The sequence below is a fragment of the Brevibacterium sp. H602 genome, assembly GCF_051172395.1.
GTDB lineage: Bacteria > Actinomycetota > Actinomycetes > Actinomycetales > Brevibacteriaceae > Brevibacterium.
This window is the reverse complement of sequence record NZ_JBPIZD010000021.1, coordinates 1-18,094: the sequence shown is the minus strand read 5'-3', so window position 1 is coordinate 18,094 and position 18,094 is coordinate 1. Positions and strand designations below refer to the sequence as shown.

Below are 18,094 nucleotides of genomic sequence, written 5' to 3'. Positions count from 1 at the left end.
CGGGGGACCGTCTCCACCGAGGCGGTCATCCGCCTGGTATCCACGCAGGTGAGAACACCCCTGCGATGATTCGGTGCGGCATTTTTCAGTGATGGCCCATAGAATGAACCCAAAGCTTTAAGAAGAGGGAAAGAGGCAACCGTGATTGAAGAGACACTGGCCGAAGCCAGAGAGAAGATGGACAAGGCCGTCGAATTCACGCAGGAGGACTTCGCGTCGATCCGCACCGGCCGTGCCAACCCCGCACTGTTCGCCGATATCGAGATCGACTACTACGGTGCACCGACGCCGCTGCAGCAGCTCGCTTCGTTCCAGACGCCCGAGGCGCGCACGATTCTCGTGACCCCCTACGACAAGGGCACGCTGACCGATATCGAGAACGCTCTGCGCAACTCCGACATCGGCGCGAACCCCGCCAACGACGGTAATGTCATCCGCGTCGTCCTCCCGGACCTCACTGAGGAACGTCGCAAGGAATACGTCAAGATCGTCAAGGGCAAGGCCGAAGACGGCAAGGTCTCCATCCGCAACATCCGCCGTCACGCCAAGGAGACTCTCGAGCGCATCAAGAAGGACGGCGAAGCCGGCGAGGACGAGGTCACTCGCAGCATCTCCGAGCTCGACGATCTGACGAAGAGCAAGGTCGAAAACGTCGACAAGCTGCTTGCGCAGAAGGAAGCTGAGCTGCTCGAGGTCTGATGATCGCCGTGACAGGGTCCGACAGCCCCGCAACAGATCCGGCTCCCCTCGGGGAGCCGGATCCGTCAGGCGAGGCCGCACGGGTCGAGACCCCTTTCCCCAAACGTCGAGATCTGCGCAACTCGGACAAGCCGTATTCGCCTGACGACCCGGAGTCGAATCCGACCGCCGAGGCGGCTGCGGCCGATTCCGAACCTGAACCGAAGGATTATGGTCGAGCAGGACGCAACCTGCCGGCCGCGATCGGCATGGGACTGCTCATCGGCGGCGTGGTGCTCGCGTCCCTGATCTTCTTGCCGATCTCGTTCCTCTTCATCGTCCTTGTCGGCATCGTCGCCGCAATGTGGGAGCTCGCGAACGCTCTGTCACGTTCCGGCTCCCTCGTCTCCCGCGTGCCCACCATGGTGTCGGCGGCCTGCATGGTCGTGGCGACTTTCATCGGTGGCCGCGAAGCACTCTGGGTGACCTTCGCCGCCAGTGCGGGGGCAGTCATGCTCTTCACGATGGTCGAGCGCCGGAAGAACGCAGTCAAAGACGTCTCGCTCTCCCTCTTCGCTCTCACCTACGTCGGCCTCATGGCCTGCTTCATCGTTTACATCCTCACCCAGCCGGACGGCAACTTCTACGTCATCATCTTCCTTGCCGCGGTCGTCGCCTCCGACACCGGCGGCTACGTCTTCGGCGTGCTCTGGGGCAAGCACCCCATCGCTCCGAGGATCTCTCCGAAGAAGTCCTGGGAAGGCTACCTCGGCTCGACCGTCTTCGCCGCAGCGGTCGCAACGGTCCTCGCCGTCACCGTCGTCGATGCTCCGTTCTGGACCGGTCTGGTCATCGGTGCCGTCATCCCCGCTTTCGCCACTCTCGGCGACTTCAGCGAATCGATGATCAAACGCGACCTCGAACTCAAGGACATGGGCACCCTGCTGCCCGGCCACGGCGGTGTCATGGATCGACTCGACTCGATCCTGCCGACCGCCCCGGTCGCGCTCGTTCTCTTCTCGGTCCTGCCCGGCTACCTCTGATCGGCCCGCGAGGCCGTTTGCCCGGCTGCCTCTGACCCAGTCCGGTTCGCACCTGCCCGACGTGGCGGCTCACACACGACAGTCGTGCAGCGAACATGAGACAATGGCCGTGTGAGTTCTCAAGCAGGCAGAAGGCAGACCAGGCCCGTCGTCGAACATGCCGACGGCACGACATCGAAGACCCCGATGCGCGATGGCCGTCCCCTTCTCAACTTCAAGTCCGCACGGGTCAAGCAGCCTCCTCAGCATCTGGCCGATATGACGATGGACGAACGCGTCGACGCGGTCAAGGAGATGGGACTGCCCGCTTTCCGGGCCAAGCAGATCTCCACCCACTACTTCAGCCACTATGTCACCGACACCGAGGCGATGACGGACCTGCCCAAGGACAGACGGGCAGAGATCCAGGAACGGTTCTTCCCGCACCTGCTCACCGAAGTGCGCCGCCTGCGCACAGAGAACGGCGACACCATCAAGTTCCTGTGGCGCCTCTTCGACGGAGCTCTCGTCGAATCAGTGCTCATGCGGTACCGCAACCGGGTCACCCTGTGCGTGTCCAGCCAGTGCGGCTGCGGAATGAACTGCCCGTTCTGCGCCACCGGTCAGCAGGGGCTGACCAGGAACATGTCCACGGCCGAGATCGTCGAACAGGTCGTGCGCGCCAACCAGGTCATCGCCGCCGGCGAACTCGCCGAAGCCCCGAAGTCGGATATGCCCGGTGCCGGAGAGACCGCGCTCGGCGCGGAAGCCGACGAAGACGAAGCGGCGGGAGAAGCCGCATTCGACGGGGAGGCCACGGCCGCCTCGGCGAATGGCCCCGAACGGGTCTCGAACATCGTCTTCATGGGCATGGGCGAACCCCTGGCCAACTACAAGCGAGTGATGAACGCGGTGCGCCGGTTCGTCGGACCGAGTCCCGAAGGACTGGGCATGTCGGCCAGGCGGATCACGATCTCCACGGTCGGACTCGTGCCCGGCATCAACAAACTCGCCGCCGAAGACATCCCCGTCACGTTCGCCCTCAGCCTCCACGCACCCGATGACGAACTGCGCGATGAGATGATCCCGGTCAATACGCGCTGGAAGGCCGATGAGGCCATCGACGCCGCTTACAACTACTACCAGGTGACCGGACGGCGGGTGAGCATCGAATACGCGCTCATCAAGGACATGAACGACCACGCGTGGCGTGCGGAACTGCTGGCCAAGAAGCTCAATGCCCGCGGACGCGGCTGGGTCCATGTCAACCCGATCCCGCTCAACCCGACCCCGGGGTCGGTGTGGACGGCCTCGGAACCGGAGGTCGCCGACGAATTCGTCCGCCGCCTCATCGATCAGGGCATTCCGACGACTATCCGCGATACCCGCGGATCCGATATCGACGGCGCCTGCGGACAGCTCGCCGCAGCCGACTGATCGACGCCCGGTTCGGCAACTGCGGACCGCGGCAACGCAATTGCTGCGGCTTCCATCTATTATGGTGGAAACACCACAGCCACTCGCTTCTGGAGGAGACATGGCGGACACGACTTTCCCTCGAATGTCCGGTTGGAAGAACGGATACGACCCCAAGCAGGTCGACAGCTTCTTCAAGCGTGCACGTGAGTCCTTCGAACGGCCGACGCCGCAGCCCGGCGACCTCGACTCCCGGGCGGTGCGCACGGTCGGTTTCGATCTCGTCCGTAAGGGCTACCACGTCGCCGTCGTCGACGCCGCGCTCGATCGTCTCGAAGACGCATTCGCCAAGCAGGCCCGAGACCGCCTCATCGCGCAGTCCGGTCAGGACGCCTGGGTCTCCGAACTCACCCGTGTGGCCGCGTCCCTGCGGGGACGCCTGGTCCGTGAGCCCGGTGAGCGCTTCGACAATCCTCCTCCCGGAGTCATCGGCTACGACATCACTCAGGTCGACGACATGTGCGACAAGGTCAACTCGTACTTCACGCAGGGCGTGGCTATGAGCGTCGACCAGGTCCGCCGCGTGCTGTTCAAGACCGCAAAAGGCAAGAAGGCGTACAACGAGGACCAGGTCGATGCGTTCATCGACCGCGTCGTCGAAGTGATGGCCTCCGTTGACTGATTTCCACTACTTCGCGGTCCCGACCGCGACCGATCCCGGCACGCTCAACCCGGTTTACGAACTCCTCGACTTTCCGATCGCGATGGGCAAGGCCGAAGACATCGTGCTGACCGGACCCGCTCCGGAGAAACCGCTCGTCGACGGCCGGGAAGTCACGGATCCCCGCCTGGTCAAGGCCCTGTCCGTTCCCGTCGAGCTCGACCGCGCCGAGGTGCTCGACCGCAGTTCGAAGCTCGCCGGAGTGCTCCGTGCCATGGGCGTTGTTCCGGAATCCGGTGCCCGGCTCACCTTCGCCGAGGATGTCCCGCCGTTGGCGCGGGCGCTCGGTGTTCTTGCTGCCGCCCGGATCGGGCTAGTCGTGGATCTGCGAGCAGGAGCTCCGTCTGACTCTGCTTCAGACTTAGTGGTTCTCCACGCCATCGAAGACGAACCGGTCGAGCCGGGGCGTGCCTCCGTTCGGGTCACCCGGTCGCGTTTCGAAGGCGTCGGCGTGACGATCGGCTCCGAGACCGCGAACCTCGACCAGGCGATGCGCGACTCCCGCGTCGAATTCGCCGCAGTAGTTCCGCTCGACCCGCAGCGCACTCTGCTGCTCACCGACGACGGTGATCTTGAAGCGGGTACGAGCCTCGACTGGTACCGCACCGAGGTCCTCTCTGCTTCCTGAGCCCCAGAAGCCTGGAGGCTTCGATGCCGATGATGGTGTCGACGTTCCGGCGTCCGCGGACCCGCGGTCGGCCGAACTGCGTTCGGCAGAGACGGTGCCTGCTCTGCGCGCGGCCGGCTGTGTCTTCGCCGAGGACGAGGCGGCGATCCTCATCGAGGCGGCGGCCGGACCTGATGACGACGACTCGGAGCCGAATCTCGATGAACTGGTGGCCCGCCGCGTTTCCGGTGAGCCCCTCGAGCAGATCGTCGGCTGGGTCGACTTCTCAGGGATGCGTTTGAGTGTCCAGCCCGGAGTGTTCGTGCCACGGCAGCGAACGGCTCTGCTCGCCGCGCATGCTGTGTCCGCGGCCCAGCGGATGACGGACTCACGGGGGAACAGGGCGGGGACAGATGCTGACGTCGATGCTGTGCGACCTGTTGTGCTCGAAGCGTTCTGTGGCGTCGGACCGGTAGGCTCGGCGGTGGCCGGCAAGGTGCCGGGCGTCGATCTTCACCTCGGTGATGCGCAGGTGGAAGCGCTGCGATGTGCGGTGGAGAATGTCGAACGTCACATCCAGACCATCCAGCCAGGGGATTCTGCACAGGTTGGGGAGCCAGACACCATCGTGACGGGGCACGTCCTCGACTGTCTCCACGGACTGTCCGATACGTTACGGCAGTCAGTCTCTGTCATCGCTGCCGTGCCGCCGTACGTTCCTGAGACTGCTGCCGATTTTCTGCCGCATGAGGCCCTCGACTTCGAACCGAGCACCGCGCTGTTCGGCGGACGCGACGGGCTCGACCTCGTCCGTCGACTCATCGCGGAGTCACTCGACTGGTTGGCTCCGGACGGTGTGCTGCTCATCGAGCTCGGGCAGGGCCAGGTCGCATCGGCCACCGGGTTCGCCACCGAGCGGGGGCTGGAAGCCCGGAGCCACCTCGGCGAGGATGAGCAGACGGTCGTGCTCGAACTGCGTCGTCGAAACTGACGACGGCCGACTGAAATCGAGTGATTTCAGCCGGCCGGCTGCGTACCGGCTGGTTCAAAGTGCGGGCGCGGGGCGCGAAGTCTGTGCGCCAGCACTTTGAACCAGCCGGTGACTGCAGATGCAGAAAGCCCGCCGAACCTCAACAGGATCGGCGGGCGTTGACTGTGTTCAGCGGAGGGTGGGTGCCCTGCTCACTGGTTTCAGTTCGCGAAGGCGTTGATTCCGGTCATCGTGCGGCCCAGGGTCAGCTGGTGCACCTCGTGAGTGCCTTCGTAGGTGAGCACTGTCTCGAGGTTGACCGCGTGGCGCAGCGGCGGGTACTCGCTCGTGATGCCCGACCCGCCGAACAGGGCGCGCAGGTCACGGCACACGTTCATCGCGGTATCGACGTTGACCATCTTTCCCAGGCTGATCTGCTCGGGACGGACACCCTTCTCGGAGTCCTTGAGCTTGCCCAGGTGAGCGGCGAGCAGAGTGATCTGCGAGTACTGGCCGAAGGCCTTCGCCAGCTTCTGCTGCGTGATCTGGAACGACGCCAGCGGGCGATCGAACTGGACACGGGTGCCGGTGTACTCCAGTGCGGAGAGCAGCGCGTCTCGGGCTGCACCGGTGACACCGAAGACGATGCCGTAGCGGGCCTCGGACAGGCAGGACAGGGGGCCCTTGAGTCCCTTGGCCTTCGGCAGCATCGCATCCTCGGGCAGGCGGACGTTGTCGAGGACGATCTCACCTGTGATCGACGCACGCAGCGAGATCTTGCGGTGGATCTCCGGGGTCTGCACACCCTCGGTGTTCGAGGGGACGACGAAGCCGCGGACGACGTTCTTGCCCTTGTCGTCGACCTCTTCGGTCTTGGCCCACACGACCATGACATCGGAGACCGGGGAGTTCGTGATCCACATCTTCGCGCCGTTGAGGATCCAGTCGGATCCGTCCTTCTTCGCGGTCGTCTTCATCCCCGACGGATCGGAGCCGACATCGGGTTCGGTCAGACCGAAGCAGCCGATGGCCTTACCGGCGGCCATCTTCGGCAGCCATTCTTCCTTCTGTGCTTCCGATCCCCAGTGGTGGATGGCGAACATCGCCAGCGAGCCCTGCACTGAGACGAGGGAGCGCAGACCGGAGTCGACGGCTTCGAGTTCGCGGCAGGCCAGTCCGTACTGAGTCGCCGTCGATCCGCCGCAGCCATAGCCGTCGAGGTGCATGCCCAGCAGGCCGAGCTCGCCGAGTCCTTCGGCCAGTTCTCGGGCGGGGATGGTGGCGTCGAGGAAGTAGTCGCCGATCTTCTCCCGGACGTTCTCGTCCAGCCACTTCTTCACGATCGATGCGAATTCCAGGTCATCGGGTTCGAAGACCGAATCCAGTCCAAGAATGTCGTCAGGGCTCAGCGTCTTGCTCATATCCATCTCTTTCGCCATTGATTCTCTTCATTCACAGTTTTACCGGAACCCAGTGGATGATCGGTGTCCCGAAGCACGACAGATGACCAGGTTCCGCTGGGCGACACACGAGTCCGTGTCGAGTCATTTCCCAGAGAACTTTGGCATCATCGGTTGGCGTGAGTAAACGTGGTTTCATTGTAGTCGGCTCAACCGGTTCGGTCGGCACCCAGGCCCTTGATGTCCTCGCCGAACACCGGGACGAGCACGCGATCCTCGGCTTGGCCGCCGGGTCCCAACTCGATCTTCTGCTCGAGCAGGCCCTCGATTTCCACGTGCCCGTCATCGGGCTCACCACCCCGCCCGCCGGAGGCGAGGCCGAGGTGCGTGCGCGACTGACCGAGCTGGCTGCCCAGCGGGGGACCGCCGATCCTGTCGAAGCCATCCACCTCGGGGACGATGCCGCCGAGGCGGTCGCGGGCTTGGCCGCCGACATGGTCCTCAACGCGATCACCGGTGCCGCCGGTCTCGGCGCGACCCTGGCCGCCCTCGAACGCGGCACGGATGTGGCCCTGGCGAACAAGGAATCCCTCATCATCGGCGGGTCCATCGTCCTCGACGCCGCTCGTGCCTCCGGCGCCCGGCTGGTGCCGGTCGACAGTGAGCACTCCGCCATCGCCCAGGCGCTGCGCGCCGGCACGCACGGGGAGGTCAGCAAACTCATCATCACCGCATCGGGCGGTCCCTTCCGCGGCATGACCCGTGATGCCCTGCGTCGGGTCACCCCCGCCCAGGCGCTCAACCACCCCACCTGGTCGATGGGGTCGATGATCACCATCAACTCGGCGACCCTGGTCAACAAGGGCCTCGAAGTCATCGAAGCTCACCTGCTCTTCGACATCGACTTCGACCACATCGAAGTCGTCGTGCATCCGCAGTCGCAGATCCATTCGATGGTCGAATTCACCGATGCCTCGACGATCGCGCAGATCTCCCCACCGGATATGCGCCTGCCGATCTCCTATGCGCTGGGCACCCAGGACGATGGAACGACGAAGCGACTGACCTCGGGGGCCGTTCCCCACAATTGGGGCCAGCCCATGCACTGGTCGTTCGAACCGGTCAACCATCTCGCCTTTCCCGCGCTCAGTCTGGCCATCGACGCCGGTAAGAAAGGCCGCAGCTACCCGGCCGTGCTCAACGCCGCCAATGAGGAACTCGTCGCCGCCTTCATCGCCGGAGACATCGCCTTCACCGGAATCGACAAAGGCCTCGCCCGAGCGCTGGCCGCCCACGAACCGGCGGCCGAACACACGGTGGAGACGGTGCTGGCCGCCGATGCCTGGGCCAGGGACTTCGCTCGCGCCGACGTCGCCGACCAGAACGGGGGCCGCCGATGACAGTTGTGCTCTACATCGTCGGGATCATCCTGTTCCTTATCGGCATCTCGATCTCGATTGCGCTGCACGAACTCGGCCACCTCACCCCGGCGAAGAAGTTCGGGGTGAAAGTCACGCACTATATGGTCGGCTTCGGACCGACCCTGTTCTCCTTCCGCCGCGGTGAGACAGAGTACGGCATCAAAGCGTTCCCACTCGGTGGGTTCATCGCGATGCCGGGAATGTATCCGCCCGAGGAAGCGACGAAGTCCCGCTATGAGACCGCCGCCGCTGCGCAGAAGGGCGGCACGGCCGCCGGCGTCGACGGCGGGATCGACGGCACGTCGGGCCGCCTCGGCGAACCGGGCGCTGCACTCGACTCGACGGGCAGCGAAACCTCGGGCCGCCCCGGCGAGGGGACGGATGACGGTGATGCCGCTCCGCTGCGCCGGGACCGCAAGAAGCGGAAGGGGCGGCTGTTCGAAGACACGATGGCCGATGCCCGGGAGTTCTCGAACCAGGAGATCGCGCCGGGGGAGGAACACCGGACGTTCTATGCGCTCAGCGTGCCCAAACGCCTCGTCGTCATGTTCTCCGGTCCCTTCGTCAATCTCGTCCTGGGCATCCTCATCATGGGGATCTCGCTGCTGGGCATTGGTGTGGTCACTCCGACGACGACCGTCCAGACTGTCGTCGAATGTGCGGTGCCCGCCTCCGAAGCGCAGCAGCGTCCCGCCTCGGAGCAGAACACCTGCCGTCCCGACGATCAGCTCACCCCTGCCTGGGAGGCTGGGATCAAACCGGGTGACGAGATCACCTCGATCGCCGGCGTCGAGACGAAGGACTGGGACCAGCTGTCCTCGGTCATCAAGGAACATGCAGGCGAACGCGTCGATGTCGACTTCATCCGCGATGGTCAGGCCCAAACGGTGACCGTGCCGATCATCGCCACCGAACGGCCGAAGGTCGACGACACCGGCAAGGCCGTGCTCAACCCGGACGGAACTCCGCAGACCGAGACCCAAGGATTCTTCGGCGTCGGACCAGTTCAGGAACGTCAGTCCCTGCCGCTCGAGGAATTCCCCGGCGCCGTGTGGGACCAAGTCTCCGGAGTCTTCCACGCAATCATCACCCTGCCGGTCAAACTCGTCGATATCGGCGAAGTGGCCGTCGGCACGAAGGACCGCGACGCCGAAGGACTCGTCGGCATGGTCGGCGTCGGCCGCATCGCCGGCGAGATCGTGTCCACCGACCAGATCGACGTCGTCGACAAGGCACAGATGGGACTGGGCATGCTCGGCTCGCTCAACATCTTCCTCTTCGCGTTCAACATGATCCCGCTGCTGCCCCTCGACGGCGGACACATCGCCGTGGGTCTCTACGAAGGTGCGCGCCGCCGCATCAACCGGTGGCGCGGCCGCGGACTGGTCGGCCCCTTCGACACCGCGAAGCTGCTGCCGCTGACGTACGTGTGCATCGGGCTGATGCTGTGCATGACGGCGCTGCTCGTCTACGTCGACCTCGTCAAACCCATCACCCTCGACGCGATCTTCAACTCCGGCGGTTAGGTCGGGTCGTTCCGGTGGATGGGCCGGGCCGGGCTCCGGCAGCTAGACCGGACATGCAGTTTGGGCGATCTCGGCTAGGGTGGTGCGAGTGGAGAATACTGAGACCAAGCCACATGAGCGTTTCTTCTCGCGAACGGAATGGACGTTCATCGGATTCCTTGCGCTCGCCTTCGCGCTGACTCCGCTCTTCTACGGGCTGCCGCTGCTCAGCCCACTGTTCGCAATGGGGACGAGAGTCCGCGGACACAGGGCGAAGATGACCTGGCTGTGGACGGTCGCCTCACTGCTCGTCTTGATGTCGATCGCACCGTTCATTCTCAAGTTCGCAGGGCTGAGTAACTTCGTCGTGGAATGAAGGCGTGAGCCATCTGCGGTTGAGCGCGAACTGTCCGTTCAGTGGCGCACCCGTTCAGGAACTGAGGGTGATCGTCTGCACCTCGCCGAGGTGATTGAGGCCGACCGTGATCGTGGCGTTCTCATCTGTTGTGCCCGGCACTGTGACCACTCCGCGCAACGGGGAGACCATCTCGAGGTCCGCCTCGGTGAGAGGACGGTCGATCTGCTTCTCCGCCCGCCACCGGGCGAAGCGCTCCTGCCTCTCTTCGCGGGGTTCGTCGAGGTCCATGTTCATGGAGAAGATCGCCTCGGCGACGGTGTCGTCGAAGTCGTTGACGAGGTTCGCCGCGGCCATCACGGCATCGATCTGGGGTTGGGCGGCGGGATAACGGGGCACCGGCGCCGAGGTGGCCCGACGTTCCAGCCGGGTGCCCTGTCGTCCCGTGGCCGCCGCCCAACCGAGGTCGAGCGCGTCCTGGACGACGCGCTGCGCCGGGTAATAGGTCGTATTGCCGAGCACGACGAGGCTGAGTCCCAGGTCGGGGAACCAACGCATATGTGAGCCGTATCCTGGGTAGCCGCCGGAATGGCAGACGATGCGGCCGAAACGTGTGTCCAGACGAGTCTCGAGACCGTATCCGTAGCTGAGCGTCTCCGCGTGGTGGTCGCTTGTCTGGATCTCCATGGTCCGTCGTGGCTGCTGGTTGGCGGTCAGTATCCGAGACCAGGATCCGGAAGCATAGGAGTCCATGCGTTCGAGGGCGTCGAGATGCGCGTCCATCCATGTGCCGATGTCGTTCACCGTGGAGATGACCCCGCCGATGGGGGAGAAGACTCCTGGGCCGGTGAGTTCGGCCGGGTGGAGGCCGCCGCCCAGGTCGACGCGGAACCCGGTCGCCAGGTCCGGGAAGTCCGTGTGGTCGAAACCGGTGCGCGTGAGCTTCAGGGGATCGAAGATCTCAGTGGACACGAGTTCGGTGAACGCCCTGCCTGTGACCGCCTCGGCGACCATGCCGAGAAGCGCATAGCCGAGGTTCGAATACTCATAGCCGGTGTCGGCGGGCGCGCAGGCGATGGCGCCGCGGTGCAGCCAGTCGGTGAGCTCGGCCGGAGTCATCGCCTCCATCCGGTCCGCCCACGGGTCGTCCTTGGTGAAACCGGTGCTCATCGTCAATGCCTGTCGGCAGGTGCGGTCGGCGATGGCCGTATCGGCCAGCCCCGGGAGCAGGGCACCGAAGGGAGCGTCGAGATCGAGTCCGTCGGCGGCGAAGAGCCCGATGGCTGCGGCGGTGAAGGACTTCGTCATCGACGCGATCCGGTACGGAACCTCGCCGTTCACGGTTCGGGCGGGGCCGCCTCGGCGAAAGATTCCCCATGCCAGGGAAGCACCCTCGTCGTCGAGCTGCTGTGCTTCGGCTTCGAGAGCCGCGGCCATCGCCTCGACATCGGGTTCGACGAATCCGGGTGTGCTCACAGGGCTGCTCCTTCGTACCGACATCAGGTCGCCTTCACTCTATCGTCAGCCGGTGGACTGTTCGGGGTACGCCCTGCGGACGGAGCGTCCTGTGTCAGTGGGAGGTCCTACAATGGTGATGGTTCGCACAATCCGGGTCCCGCATCGGCGCCGGCCCGGACATTGTGGCTGGTCAACAGCCTGACTGAAGGGATCCTTCGTGACATCGGTCAATCTCGGAATGCCCGCACCGCCGCCTCCCGTGCTCGCTTCGCGGAGGAAGACGAGGCAGATCAATGTCGGAAAAGTGGGGGTCGGATCCGATTCCCCGGTGAGCGTGCAGTCGATGACGACGACGCAGACGACGGACATCAACGGGACCCTGCAGCAGATCGCCGAACTCACCGCCGCCGGCTGCGATATCGTGCGCGTGGCCTGTCCCACCGCCGACGACGCGGCGGCCCTGCCGATCATCGCCGGCAAATCCCAGATCCCCGTCATCGCCGACATCCACTTCCAACCCAAATACGTCTTCGCCGCCATCGACGCCGGCTGTGCGGGAGTGCGCGTCAACCCCGGCAACATCCGCAAGTTCGACGACCAGGTCAAGGAGATCTCGAAGGCCGCCGCCGAGGCGGGCGTGTCCATCCGCATCGGCGTCAACGCCGGATCCCTGGACAAACGGCTGATGGACAAATACGGCAAGGCCACTCCCGAGGCGCTCGTCGAATCCGCGCTGTGGGAGGCGTCCCTGTTCGAAGAGCACGGATTCTATGACTTCAAGATCTCCGTCAAACACCACGACCCGGTGATCATGGTCCGCGCCTATGAGCTGCTCGCCGAGCGCGGCGATTGGCCGCTCCATCTCGGCGTCACCGAGGCGGGGCCCGCCTTCCAGGGCACGATCAAGTCCGCCACCGCCTTCGGACTCCTGTTGGCCGAGGGCATCGGAGACACCATCCGAGTCTCCCTGTCCGCGCCTCCCGCCGAAGAGGTCAAGGTCGGCAACCAGATCCTCGAATCCCTCAACCTGCGGCCCCGAAAGCTCGAGATCGTCTCCTGCCCGTCCTGTGGGCGCGCTCAGGTCGACGTGTACACGCTGGCCGAACGCGTCACCGCCGGGCTCGAAGGCATGGAGGTGCCGCTGCGGGTGGCTGTCATGGGCTGCGTCGTCAACGGCCCCGGTGAGGCCCGCGACGCCGACCTCGGCGTGGCCAGCGGAAACGGCAAGGGCCAGATCTTCGTCAAGGGCGAGGTCATCCGAACCGTGCCCGAATCCGAGATCGTCGAGACGCTCATCCATGAGGCCAACCGCATCGCCGAGGAGGCAGCGGGGCAGCCATCGGGCGCTGCGTCGGGGCCGCCTGAAGTGACCGTCGGCTAGGTGCGATACCTTGTGAGGACGAAGAGTTTCATGGTCCAGTCATTGGCCCATGCTGACGGCTGAGAAAGAGTTCAGGGGCACATGGCGCTGAGGATCGCACGACTGGAACATCAGCACACCCGGTGGCTGACGGACCTGCTTGCGCGCAACCCCTGCGAGAACGTCTACCTCGTCTCCCTGCTCGAAGTCACGGGCACCGCCCGTCTGGGCTCCCCGGCAGGCACGCTGTACGGAATCTTCGACGGTGACCGGCCTGTCGCCGCCTACTGGGTGGGCGGCAATATCATCCCGGTCGCGGCGACCCCGGCGACGAATGAGGTGCTTGCCCGGAAACTCAATGCCGACGGTCGCGTGTCCTGCTCACTCATCGGCAGCCGGTCCGTCATCCTCGACCTGCAGCAGCGACTCAATTGGGGCCGAGCACGTGGCGTGCGTGAACGGCAGCCGCTGTTGGCCATCAGCTCGGATCCGCTGGTCACTCCCGATGAGCATGTGCACCGGGTGACCCTCGATGACCTCGGGGCGGTGTTTCCCGCCAGTGTGGACATGTTCACCAAAGAGGTCGGATTCTCACCGATCGAGGACGGCACCGCCGGGTACCTGGCGCGGGTGCGCGGGATCATCCGCGGCAAGAACTGCTACGCCCGGATCTCCTCCACCCTGCCCCAAGGCGGTGCGGTGCCGCGGTGGCCGGCCGAAGAGCAGGACGAACAGGTGCTGTTCAAGGCCGATATCGGCATCCGCGCCCGCCGCATCGTCCAAGTTCAAGGAGTATGGGTCCATCCCGCAGTGCGCAATCAGGGTCTGGGGGCAGCGGGCATGGCCGCGGTCGTCCAGCGCACCCGTGACAAGGGCCATTCCACGGTGAGCCTGTATGCCAATGACTACAACGAGACGGCGCTGCGCATGTATGCCCGCGTCGGCTTCGAACAGGTCGGCACCTTCGCCACCGTCATGTACTGAGGTCCCGGAGGATCAGTCGCGGCGGTTGCGCGACTGAGGTTTGGCCATATCGCCGAGGAACTTCTCCATCTCCCGGCGGTCCTTCTTCGTCGGACGCCCCAGCCCTTTGTCTCGCCGGGGCACGAATCCGCGCAGCGCAGGATCGGGCGGGGGAGTGAGGTCCTCGTAGCATTGGACGGCGATGGCGGCCTGCATCCTCGTGGGGATGAACCCGGTGATCTTCCAGATGAACTCGGACCCGGCCTTGCGCACGCGCACCTCTTGGCCGATGCTCACCTTCTGCGCGGCCTTGACGCGCTGACCGTCGACCTGCACATGCCCGCCGCGGCAGGCCTGAGTGGCGAGGTTGCGGGTCTTGAACATCCGCGTCGTCCACAGCCACACGTCGACGCGCATGTGCTTTCCGGCATCGCGGTTGATCTCGGTCATCAGCGACGGCCATCCGCGAAATTCGTGCCGGACGAGCGCAGGCCGGTATCGGCGCCATCGGGGTCCTGTATCCGGGAGTCGGCGCGCAGCGCCAGTGCCGAGCGCCGGGTGAACGTCTGCGCGGGACGACCCCGCCCCTGGCTGACGGCCTCCCCGGTGGGATCGAGCAGCGGCAGCATGGTGCGGCGGAACGTATCGGCCTGCAGACTCTCCCCGGCGACGATCTCGTGGAGTTCGCGCAGCTGCCGCAGCGAGAACTCCTTCTCCAGCAGCCCGAAGGGATCCGGAGTGCGTTCGTGGAACGACCGCAGTCGGTGCACGGCCACGCGTACGATCTCCTGATGTTCGGCGCTGAGCTCGCCGACGTCGTGGACGGGCACGAGCTTCCGCCGGTGGACGGGGGAGTCCGGGTGATCGGAATCCGACTCGGCAGGAGCAGGGTCGGCCGCCTCGGGGAGGACCGCCTCGGCGGCGGACGATTCCGTGCTCTGTGCCGGAGCATCCGGCACGGCCGCCTCGGTGGGATCGCCCTCCTCGGCGAGCCCGACATCGGAAGCGGAGAGAACATCGAGATGGGCCACGGAGATCACCCAGCCGCGATCATCGCGGTCGGGTTGGTCGAACACGTGCAGCTGGACGGGGGCGCGGTCGACCAACCGAGCTTTTTCGCGCAGACAGCGGGCGACCGCCTCGGCGAGGCGTTCCTGCGGACGCAGGATCGACCCGGGCAGCTGCCACACCCCGTCCCCGGGATGGGTCATGAGAACATGCAGGCCACGGCCGGGCACGGGGCAGAGGACCGCGGTGTCGACCGCGACCGAGGGCCGCGGGAACTGCGTGAGTTGGCTGGGATCAGGCATGCTCTTCGTATCGTTCGGACTCGTCATTTCAACGGGGACCGGGCGGGGGACCGGACGGCCCCGACCGATGTCGGGCTTCGGTGCTGCAGCCCCCAGTCTAATTCTCTTCCCGCAGGTGACGAATCCGCGCTCGCTCCGATTCCCTCCGATTCCCTCCGGCTCGCCCGCGTGCGATAGTGTTCGATCTGAGTCTTGACAAGTTGAGGAGATTTACCCATGGCCCTGCGCATGTCGTCCCTGTTCGTGCGAACCCAGAAGGAAGACCCGGTCGGCGCCGAGGTGGCCAGCCACAAACTGCTCCACCGTGCCGGATACATCCGCAGGTCAGCACCGGGAATCTACACGTGGCTGCCGCTGGGACTGGCCGTGCTCGGCAAGATCGAAGCCATCGTGCGCGAAGAGATGGCACTCGCCGGCTCCCAGGAGGTCCACTTCCCGGGCCTGCTGCCCGCCGACCCGTACAAGAAGTCCGGCCGTTGGGAGGCCTTCGGGCCCGATCTCTTCCATCTCAAGGACCGCCGCGAGAACGACTACATCCTCGCCCCCACCCATGAGGAGGTCTTCACCCTTCTGGTCAAGGACCTCTACTCCTCGTACAAAGACCTGCCGCTGTCGATCTACCAGATCCAGACCAAATACCGCGACGAGGCTCGCCCCCGCGCCGGACTGCTGCGCGGACGCGAGTTCATCATGAAGGACGCCTACTCCTTCGACATCGACGACGCCGGACTCGACGCCTCCTACGAAGCCATGCGCGAGGCCTACCTGCGGGCTTTCGCTCGCCTCGGCCTGCCGTGCCTGCCGGTCAAGGCGACCCCTGGTGCCATGGGCGGCTCCGGCACCGAGGAGTTCATCTACCCCTCCGAGGTCGGGGAGGACACGTTCGTTCGCTCTCCCGGTGGGTATGCCGCGAACGTCGAGGCCGTGACCTCGATCGTGCCCGAGGCGATTCCCTACTCGCAGTCGCCTGCCGCGCACGTCGAGGACACCCCGGACACTCCGACCATCGAGACTCTCGTGGCCGCCGCGAACGCCCAGCATCCGCGCGACGACCGCGAGTGGACGGCCGCGGACACGCTGAAGAACGTCGTCTGCGCCGTCACCCACCCCGACGGCACCCGCGAGATCATCGTCATCGGCCTGCCCGGCGACCGCGAAGTCGACCTCGACCGGGCCGCCGGCACCGGAATGCTCGGCGACGGTGAGGTCGACCTCGAAGCCGCCACGGCTGAGGATCTCGCCGCCCATCCGGAGCTCGTCAAGGGCTACATCGGGCCCGGCAACTCCCTCGACGCGCCGGTTCTCGGCCTCGAATCGCCCTCGAAGATCCGCTACCTCCTTGACCCCCGCATCGTCGACGGCACCCGCTGGATCACTGGAGCCAATGAGCCCGGACGCCACGTCTTCGACCTCGTCGCCGGACGGGACTTCACTGCCGACGGCACCATCGAAGCCGCCCAGGTCGTCCTCGGCGATCCGGCACCGGACGGCTCCGGTCCGCTGGAGCTGGCCCGCGGTGTCGAGATCGGTCAGATCTTCAAGCTCGGCCGCAAGTACGCCGAGTCCCTCGACCTCAAGGTGCTCGACCAGAACGGCAAGGCGACGACCGTGACCATGGGCTCCTACGGCCTCGGCGTCACCCGCGTCATGGCCTGCATCGCCGAGGAATACCATTCCGAGGACGGCCTCCTGTGGCCGCAGCACCTGGCCCCGGCCGATGTGCACATCATCGTCGCCGGCAAGGGTGAGGAGATCGCTCAAGCCGCCGAGAAGATGACGACCGAACTCGAGGCCGAAGGCGTCAGCGTCCTGCTCGATGACCGCAACAAGGTCTCACCCGGATTCAAGTTCGCCGATGCCGAGCTCATCGGCATTCCCACCGTCATCGTCGCCGGCCGCGGTCTGGCCGACGGCGTCGTCGAGGTCCGCGACCGGTTGGCCGGGGAGAAGTCAGACCAGCCCGTGGCAGAGGTGGTCCCTGCCACCGTGGCACGTGTGCGTGAGGCGTACGCGAAGGCAGCAGCCGCGGCCGATGCGGCGATCAGCGCCGACCAGAACGCCTGAGCCGCCTCGGTGTTCGAAGCCCTCGCCGGTGGCATCGATGTCACCTGGACGATGGTCCTGTGGCTGCTCGCCGCGGGAGTCCTGGCCGGGTGGATCGATGCCGTCGTCGGCGGGGGCGGACTGATCCAGCTGCCCGCGCTGCTGTTCGTGCCGGGGATGAGCCCCGTCCAAGCGGTCGCGACGAACAAGGTCGGGTCGATTGCGGGCACGACCGCCTCGGCGGTCACCTATCTGCGCAAGATCACCCCGGACCGGTCGGCGACGATCCCGGCCGCGGCCTCGGCGTTCTTGGGTGCGGTGCTCGGGGCGAAGCTCGCGACCTTGGTGCCCAGCGACGCGTTCACCCCGATCATTCTGCTCGCGCTCATCGGGGTCGGGATCTTCACCGTGCTCAATCCGAGCCTCGGCGCCGATGCCACGCTGCGGTTCGGGGAGACCTCGAAACGCCACCACGCGCTGTCGTGGCTGATCGGGCTCGTCATCGGCATCTACGACGGAGTGCTCGGGCCGGGGACGGGATCGTTCCTCGTCATCGCCTTCGTCTCGATCATCGGATTCTCGTTCCTGCAGGCCTCGGCCACAGCGAAGGTGATCAACTGGGCGACGAACTTCGGAGCGCTCGTCTACTTCATCCCCGACGGTCAGGTCGTCTGGCTGCTGGGTGTGATCATGGCCGTCGGCAATGTCACCGGCGGGATCTTCGGTGCCCGCACCGCGCTGGCGAAGGGCTCGGGGTTCGTCCGCGTCGTCTTCGTCATCGTCGTCTCCGCGCTGATCCTCAAACTCGGCTTCGACTTCATCTCCACCCTCATCCACTAATTACTACCCGACGGCGGCCCAGCAA

At 65.5% G+C, this 18,094-nt stretch carries 17 protein-coding genes; 13 read left to right on the top strand and 4 right to left on the bottom strand.

The window, feature by feature from the left end:
* The first annotated feature begins 141 nt into the window (after positions 1-141).
* The 6 genes from frr (at position 142) to ACSBQT_RS14445 (ending at position 5,435) form a co-directional block, all read left to right on the top strand.
* Positions 142-699 (top strand): ribosome recycling factor, encoded by a 558-nt coding sequence (frr, locus tag ACSBQT_RS14470; protein WP_101544639.1) that lies wholly within the window; start codon positions 142-144, stop codon positions 697-699.
* Positions 699-1,721 (top strand): phosphatidate cytidylyltransferase, encoded by a 1,023-nt coding sequence (locus ACSBQT_RS14465; RefSeq protein WP_410711222.1) that lies wholly within the window; start codon positions 699-701, stop codon positions 1,719-1,721. Before frr ends, ACSBQT_RS14465 begins: the two co-directional genes overlap by 1 nt.
* Before the next feature lie 186 nt (positions 1,722-1,907).
* Positions 1,908-3,137, top strand: coding sequence for a 23S rRNA (adenine(2503)-C(2))-methyltransferase RlmN (gene rlmN, locus ACSBQT_RS14460; RefSeq protein ID WP_410711353.1), 1,230 nt, complete (start codon positions 1,908-1,910; stop codon positions 3,135-3,137).
* Positions 3,138-3,237: 100 nt separating this feature from the next.
* Complete coding sequence (locus ACSBQT_RS14455) at positions 3,238-3,798, top strand: DivIVA domain-containing protein (protein WP_025777300.1); 561 nt, start codon at positions 3,238-3,240, stop codon at positions 3,796-3,798.
* Positions 3,791-4,465: a hypothetical protein gene (locus ACSBQT_RS14450; protein WP_139908439.1), complete on the top strand. Its 675-nt coding sequence runs from the start codon at positions 3,791-3,793 to the stop codon at positions 4,463-4,465. Before ACSBQT_RS14455 ends, ACSBQT_RS14450 begins: the two co-directional genes overlap by 8 nt.
* A gap of 94 nt (positions 4,466-4,559) precedes the next feature.
* Positions 4,560-5,435 carry a N5-glutamine methyltransferase family protein gene (locus ACSBQT_RS14445; protein ID WP_435001942.1) on the top strand — a complete coding sequence of 292 codons (876 nt, stop codon included), beginning with the start codon at positions 4,560-4,562 and terminating at the stop codon, positions 5,433-5,435.
* A 200-nt stretch (positions 5,436-5,635) separates the two neighbouring features.
* Here ACSBQT_RS14445 and ACSBQT_RS14440 read toward each other — a convergent pair whose 3' ends face one another.
* A complete protein-coding gene (locus ACSBQT_RS14440; protein ID WP_062244374.1) occupies positions 5,636-6,835 on the bottom strand; it encodes an acyl-CoA dehydrogenase family protein in 1,200 nt (399 codons plus the stop codon).
* Between the two features lie 158 nt (positions 6,836-6,993).
* On the opposite strand from ACSBQT_RS14440, the gene dxr reads away from it, so the two are divergent.
* From dxr to ACSBQT_RS14425, 3 genes are all read left to right on the top strand, one after another.
* Entirely contained in the window at positions 6,994-8,214 is a 1,221-nt protein-coding gene (gene dxr / locus ACSBQT_RS14435) for a 1-deoxy-D-xylulose-5-phosphate reductoisomerase (RefSeq protein ID WP_410711224.1), read from the top strand.
* Complete coding sequence (locus ACSBQT_RS14430) at positions 8,211-9,761, top strand: M50 family metallopeptidase (RefSeq protein ID WP_410711225.1); 1,551 nt, start codon at positions 8,211-8,213, stop codon at positions 9,759-9,761. Before dxr ends, ACSBQT_RS14430 begins: the two co-directional genes overlap by 4 nt.
* An 88-nt stretch (positions 9,762-9,849) precedes the next feature.
* Positions 9,850-10,116: a hypothetical protein gene (locus ACSBQT_RS14425; protein WP_139468796.1), complete on the top strand. Its 267-nt coding sequence runs from the start codon at positions 9,850-9,852 to the stop codon at positions 10,114-10,116.
* 54 nt (positions 10,117-10,170) lie between these two features.
* On the opposite strand, the gene ACSBQT_RS14420 is transcribed toward ACSBQT_RS14425, so the two are convergent.
* Positions 10,171-11,571 (bottom strand): serine hydrolase domain-containing protein, encoded by a 1,401-nt coding sequence (locus ACSBQT_RS14420; RefSeq protein ID WP_410711226.1) that lies wholly within the window; start codon positions 11,569-11,571, stop codon positions 10,171-10,173.
* A 199-nt stretch (positions 11,572-11,770) separates the two neighbouring features.
* Here ACSBQT_RS14420 and ispG point away from each other — a divergent pair, with 199 nt between their 5' ends.
* Entirely contained in the window at positions 11,771-12,934 is a 1,164-nt protein-coding gene (gene ispG / locus ACSBQT_RS14415) for a flavodoxin-dependent (E)-4-hydroxy-3-methylbut-2-enyl-diphosphate synthase (protein ID WP_435001941.1), read from the top strand.
* Between the two features lie 81 nt (positions 12,935-13,015).
* On the top strand, positions 13,016-13,897 hold the full coding sequence (locus tag ACSBQT_RS14410; protein ID WP_172171337.1) for a GNAT family N-acetyltransferase: 882 nt from the start codon (positions 13,016-13,018) through the stop codon (positions 13,895-13,897).
* Positions 13,898-13,909: 12 nt separating this feature from the next.
* Here ACSBQT_RS14410 and ACSBQT_RS14405 read toward each other — a convergent pair whose 3' ends face one another.
* Positions 13,910-14,326 (bottom strand): RNA-binding S4 domain-containing protein, encoded by a 417-nt coding sequence (locus tag ACSBQT_RS14405; RefSeq protein ID WP_410711228.1) that lies wholly within the window; start codon positions 14,324-14,326, stop codon positions 13,910-13,912.
* A complete protein-coding gene (locus tag ACSBQT_RS14400) occupies positions 14,326-15,186 on the bottom strand; it encodes an NUDIX hydrolase (RefSeq protein WP_410711229.1) in 861 nt (286 codons plus the stop codon). Before ACSBQT_RS14400 ends, ACSBQT_RS14405 begins: the two co-directional genes overlap by 1 nt.
* 216 nt (positions 15,187-15,402) lie before the next feature.
* On the opposite strand from ACSBQT_RS14400, the gene ACSBQT_RS14395 reads away from it, so the two are divergent.
* Positions 15,403-17,250 (top strand): proline--tRNA ligase, encoded by a 1,848-nt coding sequence (locus ACSBQT_RS14395; protein WP_410711230.1) that lies wholly within the window; start codon positions 15,403-15,405, stop codon positions 17,248-17,250.
* Between the two features lie 51 nt (positions 17,251-17,301).
* Entirely contained in the window at positions 17,302-18,069 is a 768-nt protein-coding gene (locus ACSBQT_RS14390) for a TSUP family transporter (protein ID WP_435001949.1), read from the top strand.
* Positions 18,070-18,094 lie beyond the last annotated feature (25 nt).

Coding starts and splice junctions, on each gene's coding strand:
- ACSBQT_RS14465 (WP_410711222.1), top strand. CDS start 699: ATGATCGCCGTGACAGGGTCCGACAGCCCCGCAACAGATCCGGCTCCC.
- rlmN (WP_410711353.1), top strand. CDS start 1,908: ATGCGCGATGGCCGTCCCCTTCTCAACTTCAAGTCCGCACGGGTCAAG.
- ACSBQT_RS14455 (WP_025777300.1), top strand. CDS start 3,238: ATGGCGGACACGACTTTCCCTCGAATGTCCGGTTGGAAGAACGGATAC.
- ACSBQT_RS14440 (WP_062244374.1), bottom strand. CDS start 6,835: ATGAGCAAGACGCTGAGCCCTGACGACATTCTTGGACTGGATTCGGTC.
- ACSBQT_RS14430 (WP_410711225.1), top strand. CDS start 8,211: ATGACAGTTGTGCTCTACATCGTCGGGATCATCCTGTTCCTTATCGGC.
- ACSBQT_RS14410 (WP_172171337.1), top strand. CDS start 13,016: ATGGCGCTGAGGATCGCACGACTGGAACATCAGCACACCCGGTGGCTG.
- ACSBQT_RS14405 (WP_410711228.1), bottom strand. CDS start 14,326: ATGACCGAGATCAACCGCGATGCCGGAAAGCACATGCGCGTCGACGTG.
- ACSBQT_RS14400 (WP_410711229.1), bottom strand. CDS start 15,186: ATGCCTGATCCCAGCCAACTCACGCAGTTCCCGCGGCCCTCGGTCGCG.
- ACSBQT_RS14395 (WP_410711230.1), top strand. CDS start 15,403: ATGGCCCTGCGCATGTCGTCCCTGTTCGTGCGAACCCAGAAGGAAGAC.
- ACSBQT_RS14390 (WP_435001949.1), top strand. CDS start 17,302: ATGGTCCTGTGGCTGCTCGCCGCGGGAGTCCTGGCCGGGTGGATCGAT.